Source organism: Streptomyces sp. NPDC091280, from assembly GCF_044768565.1.
Taxonomy (GTDB): domain Bacteria; phylum Actinomycetota; class Actinomycetes; order Streptomycetales; family Streptomycetaceae; genus Streptomyces.
In genome coordinates this window covers 206189-224118 of the sequence record NZ_JBIVUZ010000017.1, presented here as the reverse complement: position 1 = coordinate 224118, position 17930 = coordinate 206189, and the positions used below count along the sequence as shown (strand labels likewise).

The window sequence follows — 17930 nt, the reverse complement described above, 5'->3', positions numbered from 1 at the left end:
GCCCCTCACGGCACGGGGAGGCGGGGCAGCAGCCTGCGCAACGCCTCCGCGTGCTGATGGACCCGTCTGAGCACGCCCCTCCTGGTCGACGCGAAGACGGGCACGTCCTGGGCCGGGCCGCACGCGGCGGCCTTGTACAGATCGTCCAGCCAGGCCCCGTTCCCCCTGGTGCCGTCCGGCGCCAGGGGGATCAGCCGGGTCAGGACCTCCGACTCGGCACCGCCCAGGAACCAGACCCGCACCATCAGGTCGGCGCGCAGATAGCGCAGCCCGCCGTCTATGTCCTCCGGCGGCGCGAAGCCCTCGCCCTCGACCAGGAAAGCGAAGGCCGAACGCGCCTGGGCCCGGAACTCCTCGGGCAGTTGCGGCCGTTTACCCATCTGCGGATGCTCGCACGCGCCGATGTGCCCCCGCCACCGAAACGGACGAGGGCACACACAGTGGACGTCAGTTCACCGCAAGGGTGACCCCCTGGAGATCCGGGTCGTCCGGAAGTGTCACGCTCTCGATGGGCTTGCCCGTGGCCGCCGTGCCCGGCCCGGTGGCGAACACACGGGTGACGACCGGGTCCTTGTCCGTACCCGTGCCGCCCCGAGCGCGAGGTCAACCGACCTGGCAGGGAAGGGTGGTCGCCGGGTCACCGCCGTCGCCGTTCACGACGTAGCCGAAGGTGCTGCTCTGCCCCGGACTCAGCGAGCCGTTCCAGTCGGCGTTGTGGACCATCACGTCCTGGCCGGTGTAGGTGGCGTTGCCGTTCCAGAGGCTGGCGACCGACTGGCCGCTCGGGAGCGTCCAGTCGACCATCCAGCCGAGCATCGGGACGTCACCGCTGTTGGTGACGGTGACCTCGGACTGGTAGCCGCCGGGCCAACTGCCCGTGGTGCGGCGGGTGGCGGAGCAGACGCCCGGGACCGGGTCGGTGGGGTTGCCCGGGTCGTGGATACCCGTCACCTCGCCGTTGCCGCCGTCGAACACGACGTCCGAGCAGGAGTAGAAGGTCTCCGTGCTGTCCGAGCGCTGCCACACCATGTAGATGATGTGCCGCCCCGACTTGTTCGCCGGAAGCTGCCCGGTCCAGGAGTAGTTGGCCTCGACCGTGCCCGGGGTGCCGTTGAGCGGCGGGTGGTCGACCGTGAGGAACGGGGTGTCCTCCATGTCGTCCCAGGTGAGTGTCTTCGTCGGGTCGAAGCCGTCCTTGGTGATGTAGACGTAGAACCAACCCGGGTGCGCCGCCCAGGCGTTGTACGAGAAGTCGACCGTGGCGCCCGAGGTGAGATGGGTGACGGGCCAGTCGTCGCGCGGGAGGTTGAACCCCGTGAAGTTCGGGTTCCCGCCGCTGCACAACTGACCGTCCGGCACGAAGCCGCGGGTGCGGCCGGCGCCGTCGGAGCGCAGCACGGAGAACCAGTTGTAGAACGGCGTGGTGCCGCTGACCTGTTGGGCCGCTTTGCAGGCCGGGTTGACGGGCTTGATCTCACCGGTCGTGGTCAGCGCGTCCTGCCAGCACAGGAAGGTGCGGCTGCCGGGTTTCATGGGCGTGCCGTGGGCCTCCGCCCGGCCGCCGGTGGCGAGGATCAGGGCCAGCGCGGGGACGGTGGTGAGCAGGGCGAGAAGGGTGAGGAAGAAGGCTCGGTGGAGGGTTAATCGTGTCATAGACATGACAGATCTACGTCCCTTCGACGGTGTGCGGAACGTGCAAGGGAGGGTGGGCGGGGCGGGAGCGTACCGGGACACCCGACGGGTTCCGGACCGCCGGAGCTATGGGAGCGCTCCCACCCCGCTTGTCCGTGAAGTTAGCGCGGAGTGGGGAGGCTGTAAACGCCGGGCGGGACTCGAAGTGGCGGCCGGGTCCTCGGGGGCGGGTCCGTCCGCGACGCAGGGGCCGTCCGCGAGGCGGGGGCAGTCCGCGAAGCAGCGGCCGTCCGCGAGGCGGGGTCCGTGACGGCGCCGCCCGCGACGGTGCCCGTGCCCGTCAGGCCGGTGCCGTACGGACCCGTGCCGGTGTCTCGGCGGGCGGGAGCGGGGCCGCCGGGAGCTGGACGGTGAACTCCGTGCGGCCGGGGACGCTGGTCACGTCGATCCGGCCGCCGTGCGCCCGGGTGATCGCCGTCGCGATGGCGAGGCCGAGGCCGGAGCCGCCCTCCTTGCCGCCGGACCGGGCGCGGGAGGCGTCGGCGCGGGTGAAGCGTTCGAAGACTGTGGGCAGCAGGGCCGGGGGGATGCCGGGGCCGTCGTCGCGTACCCGGATGACGACGGTGTGGGCGGCCGTGGCCTCGACGCTCGCCGTGACCGTGGTGCCAACAGGTGTGTGCATACGCGCGTTGGCCAACAGGTTGGCCAACACCTGGTGCAGACGGGCCTCGTCGCCGGTCACCAGCGCGGGGGCGTCGAGCGACAGGTGGAGCTGCCACTCGTGGCCGGTGCCGGCGGCCCGCGCGTCCCACACCGCCTCGGCGAGCACGGCCGCGAGGTCCACCTCGGTGGACTGGAGCGGCCTGCCCTCGTCGAGGCGGGCGAGCAGCAGCAGGTCCTCCACCAGTCCCGTCATCCGCGCCGACTCGGCGGTCACCCGGCGCCAGGCCAGCCCCGGTTCGATGCGGTCGGTGCCGCGGTTCATCAGCTCGGCGTAGCCCGCGATGGAGGCCAGCGGGGTGCGGAGTTCATGGCTGGCGTCGGCGAGGAAGCGGCGCATGCGTTCCTCGCTGCGGCGCATCTGCTCCTCGTTGCGCTGGCGTTCGGCGAGCGAGGACTCGACGTGGTCGATCATGCGGTTGAGCGCGGCACCGACCTGTCCGGCCTCGCTGCCGGCGTCGGTGTCCCGCTCGGGCACCCGGGTGAGGGTGGTGACCTCGCCCCGGCCGAGCGGTGAGCGGGAGACCTCGACGGCGGTGGCGGCGACCCGGCCGAGCGGCCGTAGCTGCCGTCGTATGACGACCGCGCACAGGAAGCCCGCCACGGTCAGTCCGGCGAGGGCGACGACCGCCTCGACCACCAGCAGACCGCTGATCATGTCCTGTACGTCGTCCATCGGGAGGCCGGTGAGGACCCGGACGCCGTTGCCGTCGTCGAGCACGGTGACCCGGTAGGTGCCGAGGCCGGGCACGGTGCGGGTGTGTTCCGCGCCGTCGGCCGTGACGCCCTTGAGGGCGGCGCGCTGGGCGGTGCTGAGGCTGTGCGGCGGGGCGTCCTGGCTGACGACCGCGGCGGCGATGATCGCGCCCTTGTCGTCGAGCCGCGCGGCGAGTGTCCCGGCCGCGTGGCCGTTCTCGGTGAGGAACCCGAGGTCGTCGTCGAAGCCCGGCCGCAGTTCCGCCCCGCCCAGGCTGCGTTCGGCCGCGTTGCCGACCCGGTCGTCCAAGTTGCCCAGCAGGTAGGCGCGTTGGACGAGGAACGTGGTGAGGGACATCGCGGCGCACACCACGACGAGGGTGGCGCTGATGAAGAGGAGCAGCCGGGTGCGGAGTGAACGGCCGCGCAGGCGGCCCCGGTCGCGGGTCAGGAGGTTCATCTGCCGTCCTCCACGGGCCGTATGGCGTATCCCATCCCGCGCACGGTGTGGATCATGGGTGCGCGGCCCCGGTCCATCTTGCGGCGGAGGCTGGAGATGTAGACCTCGACGAGGTTGCCGCCGCCGTCGAAGCCGGTGCTCCACACCCGGTCGAGGATCTGGGCCTTGCTCAGCACCTGGCGGGGATGGTCGAGGAGCAGGGCGAGCAGGTCGAACTCCTTGGCGGTGAGCTGGATCGGCTCACCGGCGCGGCGCACCTCGCGGGTCTCGCCGGACAGCGCGAGGTCGCCGAGGACGCGGACGGAGTCGTCGGCCGGGGTGCGTTCGCCGCCCGCCCGGCGCAGCAGTCCGCGCAGCCGCAGCACGACCTCCTCCAGGGAGAAGGGTTTGGTGACGTAGTCGTCGGCGCCCGCTTCCAGGCCGTCGAGGCGGTGTTCGACCGCGTCCCGGGCGGTGAGCATGAGGACGGGCAGCCGCGGGTTCTCGTAGCGGAGCCGGCGCAGCACCTGGAGGCCGTCGAGGTCGGGCAGCATGCCGTCGAGGACGACGGCGTGCGGGGCGCAGCCGCGGGCGATCCGCAGCGCGCTGTGCCCGTCCGGCGCGGGGTAGGGCCGCCAGCCGGCCTCGGCGACCGCGACGGAGAGCAGCTCGGTGAGCGCGGGCTCGTCGTCGACGATGAGCACGCGGACGCGGCTGCTGCGGGACCCGGTGGTGCCAGTCATGTCCGGATTCTGTCCCGGTCCGCTGAGGGAATCCTGTGTTCCACCTGAGCCCTGGCGATGTTCTTCGAGGTCAGCGGGGTGCAGAACGCGTGGGGCCGCACCCCCGTCGCCGGGGATGCGGCCCTCAACTGCCGTACCGGAAGCGCTAGTTGCGGATCAGGTTGCGCAGGACGTACTGGAGGATGCCGCCGTTGCGGTAGTAGTCGGCCTCGCCAGGGGTGTCGATGCGGACGACCGCGTCGAACTCCACGCCGGTGTCGGTGGTGACCTTGACCGTGCTCGGGGTGGTGCCCTCGTTCAGCTCGGTGATGCCGGTGACGGAGAAGGTCTCCTCGCCGGTCAGTCCGAGGGACTCGGCGGACTGGCCCGCCGGGTACTGGAGCGGGACGACGCCCATGCCGATGAGGTTCGAGCGGTGGATGCGCTCGTAGGACTCGGCGATGACGGCCTTGACGCCGAGGAGCGCGGTGCCCTTGGCGGCCCAGTCGCGGGACGAGCCGGAGCCGTACTCCTTGCCCGCCAGGATGACCAGCGGGACGCCCTGCTCGATGTAGTTGCGCGAGGCGTCGTAGATGAAGGAGACGGGGGCGTCGGCCTGCGTGAAGTCACGCGTGAAGCCGCCCTCGGTGCCGGGCGCGACCTGGTTGCGCAGGCGGATGTTGGCGAAGGTGCCGCGGATCATGACCTCGTGGTTGCCTCGGCGGGAGCCGTAGGAGTTGAAGTCACGCCGCTCGATGCCGTGCTCGGTGAGGTACTTGCCGGCCGGGGTGTCCGCCTTGATGGCGCCGGCGGGCGAGATGTGGTCGGTGGTGACCGAGTCGCCGAGCTTGGCAAGGACGCGGGCGCCGGCGATGTCGGAGACCGGGGTGGTCTCCATCGTCATGCCCTCGAAGTAGGGGGGCTTGCGGACGTAGGTCGACTCGGCGTCCCACTCGAAGGTGTTGCCCTCGGGGATGGGGAGCGCCTGCCACTGGGCGTCGCCCGCGAAGACGTCCTGGTAGGACTTGTTGAACATGTCCTCGCCGATGGCGTTCGCGACGACGTCGTTGACCTCGGCCTCGGTGGGCCAGATGTCTTCGAGGTAGACCGGCTTGCCGTCCTGGTCGGTGCCGAGCGCGTCGCGGGTGATGTCCACCTTCATGGAGCCCGCGAGGGCGTAGGCGACGACCAGCGGCGGGGACGCCAGGTAGTTCATCTTGACGTCGGGGTTGATCCGGCCCTCGAAGTTGCGGTTGCCGGAGAGCACCGAAGTCACGGCCAGGTCATGGTCGTTGACGGCCTTGGAGACCTCCTCCGGCAGCGGGCCGGAGTTGCCGATGCAGGTGGTGCAGCCGTAGCCGACGAGGTTGAAGCCGACCTTGTCGAGGTAGGGGGTGAGCCCCGCCTTGTCGAAGTAGTCGGTGACGACCTTGGAGCCGGGGGCGAGGGTGGTCTTGACCCACGGCTTGCGGGTGAGGCCCTTCTCGACCGCCTTCTTGGCCACCAGCGCGGCGGCGACCATGACGTACGGGTTCGAGGTGTTGGTGCAGGAGGTGATGGCCGCGACTGTCACCGCGCCGTGGTCGATCTCGTAGGTCGAGCCATCGGGGGCGGTCACCGTGACCGGGTTCGACGGGACACCGTTGGTGGCCGCCGGGGCGTCGGAGGCGGGGAAGGACTCCTCGCCGGCCTCGTCGGCGGTGGCGACGTAGTTGCGTACGTCGCTCTTGAACTGCTCGGCGGCGTTCGCGAGGACGATGCGGTCCTGCGGGCGCTTGGGGCCGGCGATCGAGGGGACGACGGTGGCGAGGTCGAGTTCCAGCTTCTCGGAGAAGTCGGGCTCGGCGGCCGGGTCGAGCCAGAGGCCCTGCTCCTTGGCGTACGCCTCGACGAGCGCGACCTGCTGCGCCGAACGGCCGGTCAGCTTCAGGTAGTTCAGGGTCTCGCCGTCGATCGGGAAGATCGCGGCGGTGGAGCCGAACTCCGGCGACATGTTGCCGATGGTGGCGCGGTTCGCGAGGGAGGTGGCGGCCACGCCCTCGCCGTAGAACTCGACGAACTTGCCGACGACGCCGTGCTTGCGGAGCATCTCGGTGATGGTCAGCACGAGGTCGGTGGCGGTGGTGCCCGGGGTCAGCTCGCCGGTCAGCTTGAAGCCGACGACGCGCGGGATGAGCATCGAGACGGGCTGGCCGAGCATCGCGGCCTCGGCCTCGATGCCGCCGACGCCCCAGCCGAGCACACCGAGGCCGTTGACCATGGTGGTGTGCGAGTCGGTGCCGACGAGGGTGTCGGGGTAGGCCTGGCCGTTCCTGACCATGACCGTGCGGGCCAGGTGCTCGATGTTGACCTGGTGGACGATGCCGGTGCCCGGCGGGACGACCTTGAACTCGTCGAACGCGGTCTGGCCCCAGCGCAGGAACTGGTAGCGCTCGCGGTTGCGGCCGTACTCCAGCTCGACGTTCTGCGCGAAGGCGTCGTGGGTGCCGAACTTGTCGGCGATGACGGAGTGGTCGATGACCAGTTCGGCGGGCGCCAGCGGGTTGATCTTCGCCGGGTCGCCGCCCAGCTCCTTGACGGCCTCGCGCATGGTCGCGAGGTCCACCACGCAGGGCACGCCGGTGAAGTCCTGCATGATCACGCGGGCCGGCGTGAACTGGATCTCCTGCGACGGCTGGGCCTGCGAGTCCCAGGTGCCGAGGGCGCGGATGTGGTCGGCGGTGATGTTCGCGCCGTCCTCGGTGCGGAGCAGGTTCTCCAGCAGGACCTTCAGGCTGTAGGGGAGCCGGGCCGAGCCCTCCACCTTGTCCAGGCGGAAGATCTCGTACGACTCGTCGCCCACCTGCAACGTGCTGCGGGCGTCGAAGCTGTTCGCCGACACGACAGTCTCCTTCATTGATGTGCGCGTTCCCACCGCATCCTGCCGCCACAACGTCTTGGCCGATCCGCTAAGGTCAGGCTAAGTTAGGTAAGCCTTACTCCCGGGATCGGCGGAGTGTGCGACTGCGGTGCACCTCGGCAGATATCTCGATGTCGAGATAACTCTAGTACACGGGGGCGGATTGGTCATGCCCGGCCGCCCGCACCCCCTCGCTCACCGCTCGAACACTCCGGAACGACCTCCGTGGGCGCGATGGTCGGCGGCGCGGCGACAGCGCAGCCTCCGAGGCCGCCGCCGACACGCCCGACTTCCCCCACGGGAGCGCTCTTCGCCGGACGGCACCGCTCGGCACCGGCGACGAGAGCCCGCGGATCACCTTCTACGGCACCCCGGCGCCCGCCCCGCCGAACTGACGCCGGGTTCCTGAACCGACGCCATGTTCCCGGGAGTTCGGGGTACCCGGTGCGGGACGAAAGGGGGCGGGAATGCCGCTCACGTTCCGCAAGAGTTTCCGGATCCTTCCCTGGCTCCGGCTGAACATCAACAAGGGCTCCTTGTCGTTCACGACAGGAGGCAAGCACGGTCCGCACTACACCCGGAGCACTTCGGGACGTCGTACGACATCGATGGATTTGCCCGGTCCCTTCGGGTGGCGCAAGACCCGGACGCGGAAGCACGACTGACCGGGCGTCACCCGAATGGACCCCCCAAGAGGCGCCATCTCATATCTGAGATAACCTCGGCCCCATGGCAGACGACTACCTCGTACGTATCGGCAAGCTCATCCGTGACGCCCGCCAGCACCGGGGCTGGACACAGACGCAGCTTGCCGAGGCACTCGGCACCAGCCAGAGCGCCGTCAACCGCATCGAGCGCGGCAACCAAAACATCAGCCTTGAGATGATCGCTCGAATCGGTGAAGCGCTGGACAGCGAAATCGTCTCACTGGGCTATGCCGGCCCGATGCATCTGCGGGTCGTCGGCGGGCGTCGGCTGTCCGGCGCGATCGACGTGAAGACCAGCAAGAACGCGTGCGTGGCGCTGCTGTGCGCCTCGCTCCTGAACAAGGGGCGCACAGTGCTGCGCCGGGTCGCGCGGATCGAGGAGGTGTACCGCCTTCTGGAGGTACTCGGCTCGATCGGCGTCCGCACCCGCTGGATCAACGACGGCGTCGACCTGGAGATCGTGCCGCCCGCCGAGCTGGAGATGGCGCAGATCGACGCGGAGGCGGCCCGCCGCACCCGCTCGATCATCATGTTCCTGGGCCCGCTGCTGCACCGCATGGACAGCTTCAAGCTGCCGTACGCGGGCGGCTGCGACCTCGGCACCCGCACCATCGAGCCGCACATGATCGCGCTGCGCCGCTTCGGCCTCGACATCGCGGCGACCGAGGGCCTCTACCACGCCCAGGTCGACCGGTCCGTCACCCTCGACCGGCCGATCGTGCTGACCGAGCGCGGCGACACCGTCACCGAGAACGCGCTGCTCGCCGCCGCCCGCCACGACGGCGTCACGGTCATCCGCAACGCCTCCTCCAACTACATGGTCCAGGACCTCTGCTTCTTCCTGGAGGCACTCGGCGTCGAGGTCGAGGGCATCGGCACCACCACCCTCACCGTGCACGGCGTGCCGACCATCGACGTCGACGTGGACTACTCCCCCTCCGAGGACCCGGTGGAGGCGATGAGCCTGCTGGCCGCCGCCGTGGTGACGGAGTCGGAACTGACGGTACGACGCGTCCCCATCGAGTTCCTGGAGATCGAGCTCGCGGTCCTGGAGGAGATGGGCCTCGACCACGACCGCACGCCCGAGTACTCCGCGGACAACGGCCGTACCCGCCTGGTGGACCTCACGGTCCGGCCCTCCAAGCTGGAGGCGCCGATCGACAAGATCCACCCGATGCCGTTCCCCGGCCTGAACATCGACAACGTCCCGTTCTTCGCGGCCATCGCGGCGGTCGCGCAGGGCCAGACCCTCATCCACGACTGGGTCTACGACAACCGCGCGATCTACCTCACCGACCTCAACCGCCTCGGCGGACGCCTCCAACTCCTCGACCCGCACCGCGTGTTGGTCGAGGGCCCGACCCGCTGGCGGGCCGCCGAGATGATGTGCCCGCCGGCCCTGCGCCCCGCGGTCGTCGTCCTGCTGGCGATGATGGCGGCGGAGGGCACGTCCGTGCTGCGGAACGTGTATGTCATCAACCGGGGTTACGAGGACCTGGCGGAGCGGCTCAACTCCATCGGGGCGCAGATCGAGATCTTCCGCGACATCTGACGCATGCCCGAAGGCCCGCCGCCGCACCGCCGTCACCGGTGCGGCGGCGGGCCGTTGACGTGTCGTCTGATATAGCACCGGCATGCGTACTGAATTCAGCACGGCCGCCCTCGAACCGGGCGCGGTGTACCGCCTGCTCACGGCGACCGTCGTGCCGCGGCCCATCGCCTGGGTGTCGACCGTCTCCGCCGACGGGGTCGACAATCTCGCCCCGCACTCCTTCTTCACGGTGTCGTCGGTCCGGCCGCCCGTCGTGCAGTTCACCTCGGTCGGCCGCAAGGACTCGCTGCGGAACGTGGAGGCCACCGGGGAGTTCGTGGTCAACCTCGCCCCGGAGTCGCTGATGGACGAGGTCAACCGGACCGCCACCGAATTCCCGCACGGCGTCAGCGAGTTCGACGCCGTGGGTGTGGCACGCGAGGCCGCCGCGCGCGTGAAGGCCTCGCGGGTGGCGCGCTCCCCCGTGGCGCTGGAGTGCGAACTGCACAGCACCCTGCGGCTGGGGGACTCCACCGTGGTCTTCGGACGGGTGGTGCACATCGCGGTCGACGAAGGCGTCCTGGCCGACGGTCATCCGGAGGTCACCCGGCTGCGTCCGCTGGCGCGGCTCGGCAAGGACGAGTGGAGCACCCTCGGCGAGGTGCGGGAGCTGCGCCGCATCCGCTACACCGACCGGCCCGCGTCGGGTTGAGGGGAGCGGTCCCTCCCGGTCGTCGTACAGGGAACCTCCCGCACGGGCCGGCCGTGCGGGAGGTTCAGGGCCTATGGCGCGATGGCGGCGGAACGCCGGGCCTCAGCTGTCCGTCAGGGTGATCGCCTGCTGCCGTGCCGCGTGGAAGCGGGGCAGGGGCAGGCCGCCCTGGGGGGACAGTTCCATCACGGTGGCCTCGACCTGGGCCGGGCCGGGGGTGAGCGGGTCGGACGAGGGCTTGCCGGAGTTCTCCCAGCTGTGCTCCATGCCGTCGCAGACCGCCCGGGTGCCGCCGATGCCGTGCCGGATCCCGGAGTCGCCCTGGGAGACGGAGGAACTGACGAACGCCGGGCCCGAGGCGCCGAGGCAGCGGTAGGTACCGGAAAGGGTGACGGTGCCGTCCGGGGCGATGCTGCCCGTGGGGTCGACCGTCACCGTCTCGTAGGGGTCGGCGGACGCGGTCGCGGCGGGGGCGGCGGCGAGCAGCAGCAGCGTGGCACCGGCCGTCGAACCGAGGGCGGAACGCAGGGACATGGAGTACCTCCTGAAGTAGAGGGCTCCACTGGTACCGGTCGGGCGCCCCCACGCCCGTGATCCTCACTCCTTCGGTGGCGAGTCCGGACCGGGCGAGCGCCCTCACTCCTTCGTGGCGACCGGGCACCGAGCGTCGTGGAACCGTCCGAGTGTTGTCCGCGTGTTGTCACGCTTCACCGCAAGCCGTTCCGATGAGTTCGCGGCGGGAGGATGGTCTGTTCATGCGATGCGGGGCGGCGAAGGAGCCGCCGGAACGGATCGCATCCGACGTGGAGGTACGCCATGTGTTCCCACCAGTCCTCGTGCCCCGTGACCGACACCGACACCGTGCACGTCGTCTCCGCCCACCCCGAGCAGGGCTGGACGCTGCTGTGCGACGGCGCGATCGTCTTCGACGACAGCGGCCTGCTGCTCCCCGACGGCCGGATCGTCGCCCCGCACCGGGTACCGGCCGGTCAACTGGCCGTCGCCGCCTGACCGTTCGCAGGTGATCGTCTTCCGTACGCGCCGCCCGCGGTGGTCTGCCGACCGCGAAGGTTGAGCTTGCGTACCCGAGGTGACCAGCAGTGATGCTGACGACCTAAGATGATCAACGTGTCCGACCAGCATGCTCCACGGTCTCTCATCGTCACGCTCTACGGCGCGTACGGCCGCTTCGTGCCCGGCCCGGTCCCGGTCGCGGAACTGATCCGGCTGCTGGCCGCCACCGGCGTCGACGCGCCCTCGGTGCGCTCGTCGGTGTCCCGGCTCAAACGGCGCGGGCTGCTGCTCCCCGCCCGCACCGACCAGGGCGCCGCCGGTTACGAACTCTCCGCCGAGGCACGGCAGTTGCTCGACGACGGCGACCGGCGGATCTACGCGGCCGGACCCTCGGACGACGAGGGCTGGGTGCTCGCGGTGTTCTCCGTCCCCGAGTCCGAACGGCAGAAGCGGCACGTCCTGCGCTCCCGGCTGTCCGCCCTCGGCTTCGGCACCGCCGCCCCTGGCGTGTGGATCGCGCCCGCCCGTCTGTACGAGGAGACCCGGCACATCCTCGGGCGGCTGCGGCTCGACCCGTACGTGGACTTCTTCCGCGGTGAGCACCTCGGCTTCGCGGCGACCGCCGAGGCCGTGGCCCGCTGGTGGGACCTGACCGCCATCGCCGAGGAGCACGAGGCGTTCCTCGACCGTCACGCGCGCGTGCTGGAGGGCTGGCGGCGGCGCGCGGACACTCCGCCCGAGGAGGCCTACCGCGACTACCTCCTCGCCCTGGACTCCTGGCGCCACCTCCCCTACGTCGACCCCGGGCTGCCCGCCGGGCTGCTCCCCCGCGGCTGGCCGGGCGCCCGCTCGGCCGAGGTGTTCCGGGGACTGCACGCACGGCTGCGGGACGCGGGCGCGGAGTTCGCGGGTGTGCCACCGCGGCCACTCGGCCCACCGCGGCCACTCAGCTAAACCTCAGGTTCTTTAGCAGGTCCTCTCAGAGTTCTTACCTAGCCTTCGACGACGTCGCTCGTCGGGTAAGAAAGAGGACTGTTGCGCATGACCACCACGGCAAGGGCTCAGGGAGCCACCGTCTGGCTCACCGGACTGCCGAGCGCGGGCAAGACGACGATCGCCCAGCGGCTGAGCGATCGGCTGAAGGCCGAGGGGCGCCGGGTGGAGGTGCTCGACGGCGACGAGATACGCCGCTTCCTCTCGGCGGGCCTCGGCTTCTCCCGCGAGGACCGCAACACCAACGTGCAGCGCATCGGCCTGGTCTCCGAGGTCCTCGCCCGCAACGGCGTGCTCTCCCTCGTCCCGGTCATCGCCCCCTACGCCGACAGCCGCGAGGCCGTCCGCAAACGGCACGAGGCGAGCGGGACGCCGTACATCGAGGTGCATGTCGCGACCCCCGTGGAGGTGTGCGGCGAGCGGGACGTCAAGGGGCTCTACGCCCGTCAGGCCGCGGGCGCGCTGACCGGTCTGACCGGTGTCGACGACCCGTACGAACCGCCCACGGACCCGGCGCTCACCCTGCCGACGCAGACGCAGAGCCCGCAGGAGTCGGCGGACGCGGTGTACGCGGTGCTGGCCGAGCGGGGGCTGCTGTGACCTTCTCCCTCTCGCATCTGGACGCTCTGGAGTCCGAGGCGGTGCACATCTTCCGCGAGGTGGCGGGCGAGTTCGAACGGCCGGTGATCCTCTTCTCCGGCGGCAAGGACTCCATCGTCATGCTGCACCTCGCCCTCAAGGCGTTCGCACCCGCCCCGGTCCCCTTCTCGCTCCTGCACGTCGACACCGGGCACAACTTCCCCGAAGTCCTGGAGTACCGCGACCGCACCGTCGAACAGCACGGACTGCGCCTCCACGTCGCCTCCGTACAGGACTACATCGACCGCGGAGTGCTCCGCGAACGACCCGACGGGACCCGCAACCCCCTCCAGACCCTCCCCCTCACCGAAAAGATCCAGAGCGAGCGCTTCGACGCCGTGTTCGGGGGCGGGCGCCGGGACGAGGAGAAGGCACGCGCCAAGGAACGGGTGTTCAGCCTCCGTGACGAGTTCTCGCAGTGGGACCCGCGCCGACAGCGGCCCGAGCTGTGGAACCTCTACAACGGGCGGCACGCACCCGGCGAACACGTCCGCGTCTTCCCGCTCTCCAACTGGACCGAACTCGACGTCTGGCAGTACATCGCCCGCGAAGGCATCGAACTCCCGCAGATCTACTTCGCGCACTACCGCGAGGTCTTCGCGCGGGACGGGATGTGGCTGACCGCCGGTGACTGGGGCGGCCCGAAGGCGCACGAGACAGTGGAGAAACGCCAGGTCCGGTACCGGACCGTGGGTGACATGTCCTGCACGGGGGCCGTGGACTCCGAAGCGTCCACCCTCGACGACGTGATCGCCGAGATCGCCGCGTCCCGGCTGACCGAGCGGGGCGCCACGCGTGCCGACGACAAGCTGTCCGAGGCCGCGATGGAAGACCGCAAGCGCGAGGGGTACTTCTAACCATGAGCACGACCACCATCGACACGCTGCGGTTCGCGACGGCCGGTTCGGTCGACGACGGCAAGTCCACGCTCGTAGGACGGCTGCTGCACGACTCCAAGTCGGTGCTGACGGACCAACTCGAAGCCGTGCGGCGGGTGTCGGCCGATCGTGGGCAGGCGGCGCCCGATCTCGCGCTGCTCACCGACGGGCTGCGTGCCGAGCGCGAGCAGGGCATCACCATCGACGTGGCGTACCGCTACTTCGCCACGCCCCGCAGGCGGTTCATCCTCGCCGACACCCCGGGGCATGTGCAGTACACCCGCAACATGGTCACCGGTGCCTCCACCGCCGAGCTGGCGATCGTGCTGGTCGACGCGCGCAACGGTGTCGTGGAGCAGACCGTGCGGCACGCCGCCGTGGCCGCGCTGCTGCGGGTGCCGCATGTGGTGCTGGCCGTGAACAAGATGGACCTGGTCGGGTACGAGCAGGCGGTGTTCGAGCGGATCGTCGAGGAATTCGCGGGCCACGCGGCCGAGTTGGGGCTGCCGTCCTTCACGCCGGTGCCGGTCTCGGCGCTGGTCGGCGACAATGTGGTGGAGCGTTCCGCGCACATGGACTGGTACGGGGGCCCGGCGCTGCTGGAGTTCCTGGAGAACGTCCCGGTCGGCGCCGATCCGTCCGACGCGCCGGCCCGTTTCCCCGTGCAGTACGTGATCCGGGACGGTGAAGTCCGTTGGTATGCCGGGCAGTTGGTGTCCGGTGCGCTGCGGGTCGGTGATCGGGTGACGGTGTGCCCGTCCGGTGCGACCTCCGAGATCGCCGGGATCTCCGTGCTCGGCGCCGAGGCCGGGGCGGCGTACGCGCCGCAGTCGGTGAGTCTGCGTCTCGCCGACCAGCGGGACGTCTCGCGCGGCGACATGATCACCGCCGGGGTCGACGCGCCGACGCTCACCCGGGACGTCCGGGCCGCCGTGTGCCATCTGGCCGACCGGCCGCTGCGGGTCGGCGACCGGGTGCTGCTGCGCCATACGACCCGCACGGTGAAGGCCGTGGTCAGGGATCTCGGCGGGGCCGCCGAGCTGACCGCGAACGACCTGGGCCGGATCACCCTGCGCACCGCCGAGCCGCTCGCCCTCGACGACTACGCGGTGTCCCGTCGCACGGGCGCGTTCCTGGTGATCGACCCGGCGGACGGCGCCACGCTCACGGCGGGCATGGCCGACCTGGCCTGATCCCCGCCCCGCCACGCCCTCGGCCCCCGTTCCGGACGGGGGCCGAGGGCGTTTTCGTGCGGTGGCGCAATGACCTGTCGCGGTCGCAGCCGTCACGAAATGTCAATAGCGCGGTAACAACGGGACCTGTCGGGCGAGAGCGGGCGTTGAACCGGGTATGCCGCTCGGTACCGGGACGAAGGTCCCCTGCGGCGCCCGCCGAGAGACCCTGACAAAGGGCGCCGTACCATTCATATAGTTGAAAGCAGGACAGCCTGCTCCATGAACGGACCCGCCTTGCAAGAACGCCCCTCAGCCTCCGCCTCCTGGCGCATCGCACTGCCGCACACCGCCGCGGCCGTGCCGGTGGCCCGCGCACTGGTCCGTACCGCTCTGTCCGAGGTGAAGCACACGGCCGACAGCGACACCGCGGAGCTGCTGACGGCGGAGCTGGTCGCGAACGCGGTGGAGCACACCGCCGGTGACGCCCCCATAGAGCTCGTGGTCGAGCTGCTGCCCTCCGGCTGCCGGGTCGAGGTGCACGATCCCGACCCGGAGCCGCCGGTGAGTCTGACCAAGCCCGCCGACGAGGAGCCCGACCCCTGGCAGGAGCACGGCCGCGGCCTGCTGCTGATCCGCGCGCTCAGCTCGTCGTGCGGCCACCGGCCGACCGAGTCGGGCAAGGCCGTGTGGTTCCGGCTGCCCGTCGTACCGGCCCAGTGGCGTCCGGCGGGCTGACCGTGCCGGTCAGGCGAGCGTCGCCACCAGGACCGCCTTGATCGTGTGCAGTCGGTTCTCCGCCTGGTCGAAGACGACCGAGTGCGCCGACTCGAAGACCTCGTCGGTGACCTCCAGCGAGTCGAGGCCGTGGGTCTCGTATATCTCGCGGCCGACCTTGGTGCCGAGGTCGTGGAAGGCCGGCAGGCAGTGCAGGAACCGGACGTCCGGGTTGCCGGTGGCCCGCAGCACGTCCATGGTCACGGCGTACGGCGCGAGGGCCGCGATCCGCTCGTCCCAGACCTGTTTGGGCTCGCCCATGGAGACCCACACGTCGGTGACGACGAAGTCCGCGCCCGCGACCCCGTCCTCGATCCCCTCGGTGAGCGTGAGGCGCGCGCCGCTCCGCTCGGCGAGCGCGCGGGCCGCGGTGACGATCCCCTCGGCGGGCCAGTACTCCTTCGGGGCGACGATCCGTACGTCCATGCCGAGCAGCGCGCCGGTGACCAGGTAGGAGTTGCCCATGTTGAAGCGGGCGTCGCCGAGGTAGGCGAAGGCGATCTCCTTGAGGGGCTTGGCGCAGTGCTCGGTCATGGTGAGCACGTCGGCGAGCATCTGGGTGGGGTGCCAGTCGTCGGTGAGCCCGTTGTACACCGGCACGCCCGCGTACGCCCCCAGCTCCTCCACGGCGGCCTGGCTGTCCCCCCGGTACTCGATGGCGTCGAACATCCGGCCGAGCACACGCGCGGTGTCCTTCACGGACTCCTTGTGCCCGATCTGCGAGCCCGACGGGTCGAGGTAGGTGGTCGACGCCCCCTGGTCGGCCGCCGCGACCTCGAACGCGCAGCGGGTGCGCGTCGAGGTCTTCTCGAAGATCAGCGCGATGTTCTTCCCCGACAGGTACCGCGTCTCGCCCCCGGCCTTCTTGGCGGCCTTCAGCTCGGCGGCCAGCTCGATCAGACCGCGGAACTCCTCCTCGGAGAAGTCCAGCTCCTTGAGGAAGTGGCGGCCGGCGAGGGCGGTCGGGACTGTCGCCATGGGGGCGCTCCATCGGTGCGGGTACAGGGGTACGCGAGAACAGGGACGATTGGAATTCTATACGATACCTCGAATTTCTATACGGCCCCTTGCGCGGCCTTCTACACGGCCTCACGCTCGACCGGGCAGCTCATGCAGCGCGGTCCGCCCCGGCCCCGGCCCAGTTCGCTGCCCGGGATCTCGATCACCTCGATGCCCTGCTTGCGCAGGAACGTGTTGGTGGTGGCGTTGCGCTCATAGGCGACGACGACGCCCGGCTCGACGGCGAGGACGTTGCAGCCGTCGTCCCACTGCTCGCGCGCGGCGGCGTGCACGTCCTGGGTGGCGGTCAGCACCCGGATCCGGTCCAGTCCGAGGGCGGCGGCGATGGCGTTGTGCATGTGCTCCGGCGGATGGTCGGTGACCTTCAACTCCTTGTCGCCGACGCCCGGTTCGATGGTGTACGAGCGCAGCAGGCCGAGCCCGGCGTACTGGGTGAAGATGTCGCCGTCGACCATCGTCATCACCGTGTCGAGGTGCATGAAGGCGCGCCGCTTGGGGATGTCGAGCGCCACGATCGTGCGCGCGGAGCCCTCGGCGAACAGCTTGTGCGCGAGCATCTCGACGGCCTGCGGGGTGGTGCGCTCGCTCATGCCGATGAGCACCGCGCCGTTGCCGATGACGAGGACGTCCCCGCCCTCGATGGTGGACGGATAGTCGGCCTGCCCCTGGGACCAGACGTGGAACTTCTCGCTGCGGAAGAGCGGGTGGTGCCGGTAGATCGCCTCGAAGTGCACGGTCTCGCGCTGCCGGGCCGGCCAGCGCATGGCGTTGACGGAGACGCCGTCGTAGATCCAGGCGGAGGTGTCGCGGGTGAAGAGGTGGTTGGGGAGGGGGGCGAGAAGGAAGTCGTCGAGGTCCATGACGTGGAAGCGGACGGAAGTCGGCTCCGCGTGGGCCGCCAGGAACTCGCGCTTGGTCATCCCGCCGACCAGCGCCTCGGTCAGTTCGGCGGCGGGCAGCGCCTCGAAGGCGGCGCGCAGGTGGTCGGTGGCGAGGGGGCCGTACTCCTTCTCGTCGAAGACGCGGTCCAGGACCAGGGAGCGGGCCGCCGGGATCGCCAGGGCCTCGGCGAGCAGGTCGCCGAAGAGGTGGACGGTGACTCCCCGGTCGCGCAGTACGTCCGCGAAGCCGTCGTGCTCGGCGCGCGCCCGGCGCACCCAGAGCACGTCGTCGAAGAGGAGGGCGTCCTTGTTGCCGGGCGTGAGCCTTTTGAGCTCAAGATCCGGCCGGTGCAGGATGACGCGGCGCAGCCGCCCGGTCTCGGAGTCGACATGGAGTGCCATGTCTCCATCCTGACCATCTCCGACCGAGTTCACCCCCTACTTGTCGCACTGTCACTTGTTCTCGTCCTCTTGACGACAACTGCGGCGGGCGATTAT

At 70.4% G+C, this 17930-nt stretch carries 17 protein-coding genes; 9 read left to right on the top strand and 8 right to left on the bottom strand.

Going from position 1 to position 17930, the window contains the following annotated elements; genetic code table 11:
• Nucleotides 1–5 precede the first annotated feature (5 nt).
• From ACIQPR_RS41510 to acnA, 5 genes are all read right to left on the bottom strand, one after another.
• Nucleotides 6–380, bottom strand: coding sequence for a hypothetical protein (locus tag ACIQPR_RS41510; protein ID WP_403660164.1), 375 nt, complete (start codon nt 378–380; stop codon nt 6–8).
• Nucleotides 381–603: 223 nt separating this feature from the next.
• Nucleotides 604–1659, bottom strand: a complete 1056-nt coding sequence (locus tag ACIQPR_RS41505; RefSeq protein ID WP_403660162.1) for a lytic polysaccharide monooxygenase — start codon at nt 1657–1659, stop codon at nt 604–606.
• A 313-nt stretch (nt 1660–1972) separates the two neighbouring features.
• Nucleotides 1973–3508 (bottom strand): sensor histidine kinase, encoded by a 1536-nt coding sequence (locus tag ACIQPR_RS41500; protein ID WP_403660159.1) that lies wholly within the window; start codon nt 3506–3508, stop codon nt 1973–1975.
• The gene (locus tag ACIQPR_RS41495) at nt 3505–4230 is read right to left on the bottom strand and encodes a response regulator transcription factor (RefSeq protein ID WP_403660156.1); all 726 of its coding nucleotides are present in this window, start codon (nt 4228–4230) and stop codon (nt 3505–3507) included. Before ACIQPR_RS41495 ends, ACIQPR_RS41500 begins: the two co-directional genes overlap by 4 nt.
• A 145-nt stretch (nt 4231–4375) precedes the next feature.
• Complete coding sequence (acnA, locus tag ACIQPR_RS41490) at nt 4376–7090, bottom strand: aconitate hydratase AcnA (protein WP_403660153.1); 2715 nt, start codon at nt 7088–7090, stop codon at nt 4376–4378.
• A gap of 485 nt (nt 7091–7575) precedes the next feature.
• Between acnA and ACIQPR_RS41485 the strand changes: the two genes are divergently transcribed.
• From ACIQPR_RS41485 to ACIQPR_RS41475, 3 genes are all read left to right on the top strand, one after another.
• Complete coding sequence (locus ACIQPR_RS41485) at nt 7576–7773, top strand: DUF4236 domain-containing protein (RefSeq protein WP_403660150.1); 198 nt, start codon at nt 7576–7578, stop codon at nt 7771–7773.
• 64 nt (nt 7774–7837) lie between these two features.
• Complete coding sequence (locus tag ACIQPR_RS41480; protein ID WP_403660147.1) at nt 7838–9367, top strand: helix-turn-helix domain-containing protein; 1530 nt, start codon at nt 7838–7840, stop codon at nt 9365–9367.
• Between the two features lie 82 nt (nt 9368–9449).
• Nucleotides 9450–10058: a flavin reductase family protein gene (locus ACIQPR_RS41475; RefSeq protein WP_403660144.1), complete on the top strand. Its 609-nt coding sequence runs from the start codon at nt 9450–9452 to the stop codon at nt 10056–10058.
• A 102-nt stretch (nt 10059–10160) separates the two neighbouring features.
• Here ACIQPR_RS41475 and ACIQPR_RS41470 read toward each other — a convergent pair whose 3' ends face one another.
• Nucleotides 10161–10592: a DUF6299 family protein gene (locus tag ACIQPR_RS41470; protein ID WP_403660141.1), complete on the bottom strand. Its 432-nt coding sequence runs from the start codon at nt 10590–10592 to the stop codon at nt 10161–10163.
• Nucleotides 10593–10874: 282 nt separating this feature from the next.
• Here ACIQPR_RS41470 and ACIQPR_RS41465 point away from each other — a divergent pair, with 282 nt between their 5' ends.
• The 6 genes from ACIQPR_RS41465 (at nt 10875) to ACIQPR_RS41440 (ending at nt 15492) form a co-directional block, all read left to right on the top strand.
• Nucleotides 10875–11069 carry a DUF5999 family protein gene (locus ACIQPR_RS41465; protein WP_262064304.1) on the top strand — a complete coding sequence of 65 codons (195 nt, stop codon included), beginning with the start codon at nt 10875–10877 and terminating at the stop codon, nt 11067–11069.
• Nucleotides 11070–11177: 108 nt separating this feature from the next.
• A complete protein-coding gene (locus ACIQPR_RS41460; RefSeq protein WP_403660138.1) occupies nt 11178–12026 on the top strand; it encodes a PaaX family transcriptional regulator C-terminal domain-containing protein in 849 nt (282 codons plus the stop codon).
• Between the two features lie 87 nt (nt 12027–12113).
• A complete protein-coding gene (gene cysC / locus ACIQPR_RS41455; RefSeq protein ID WP_403660135.1) occupies nt 12114–12665 on the top strand; it encodes an adenylyl-sulfate kinase in 552 nt (183 codons plus the stop codon).
• On the top strand, nt 12662–13561 hold the full coding sequence (gene cysD / locus ACIQPR_RS41450; RefSeq protein ID WP_403660132.1) for a sulfate adenylyltransferase subunit CysD: 900 nt from the start codon (nt 12662–12664) through the stop codon (nt 13559–13561). The genes cysC and cysD overlap by 4 nt, the downstream gene beginning before the upstream one ends.
• A gap of 2 nt (nt 13562–13563) precedes the next feature.
• Complete coding sequence (locus tag ACIQPR_RS41445) at nt 13564–14775, top strand: sulfate adenylyltransferase subunit 1 (protein WP_403660129.1); 1212 nt, start codon at nt 13564–13566, stop codon at nt 14773–14775.
• A gap of 261 nt (nt 14776–15036) precedes the next feature.
• Entirely contained in the window at nt 15037–15492 is a 456-nt protein-coding gene (locus tag ACIQPR_RS41440; RefSeq protein ID WP_093629617.1) for an ATP-binding protein, read from the top strand.
• A gap of 9 nt (nt 15493–15501) precedes the next feature.
• Here the strand turns inward: ACIQPR_RS41440 and argF are convergent, their stop codons facing one another.
• The gene (gene argF, locus ACIQPR_RS41435; RefSeq protein ID WP_403660126.1) at nt 15502–16509 is read right to left on the bottom strand and encodes an ornithine carbamoyltransferase; all 1008 of its coding nucleotides are present in this window, start codon (nt 16507–16509) and stop codon (nt 15502–15504) included.
• A 101-nt stretch (nt 16510–16610) separates the two neighbouring features.
• Nucleotides 16611–17834, bottom strand: coding sequence for an arginine deiminase (locus tag ACIQPR_RS41430; RefSeq protein WP_403660123.1), 1224 nt, complete (start codon nt 17832–17834; stop codon nt 16611–16613).
• Between the last annotated feature and the right edge of the window lie 96 nt (nt 17835–17930).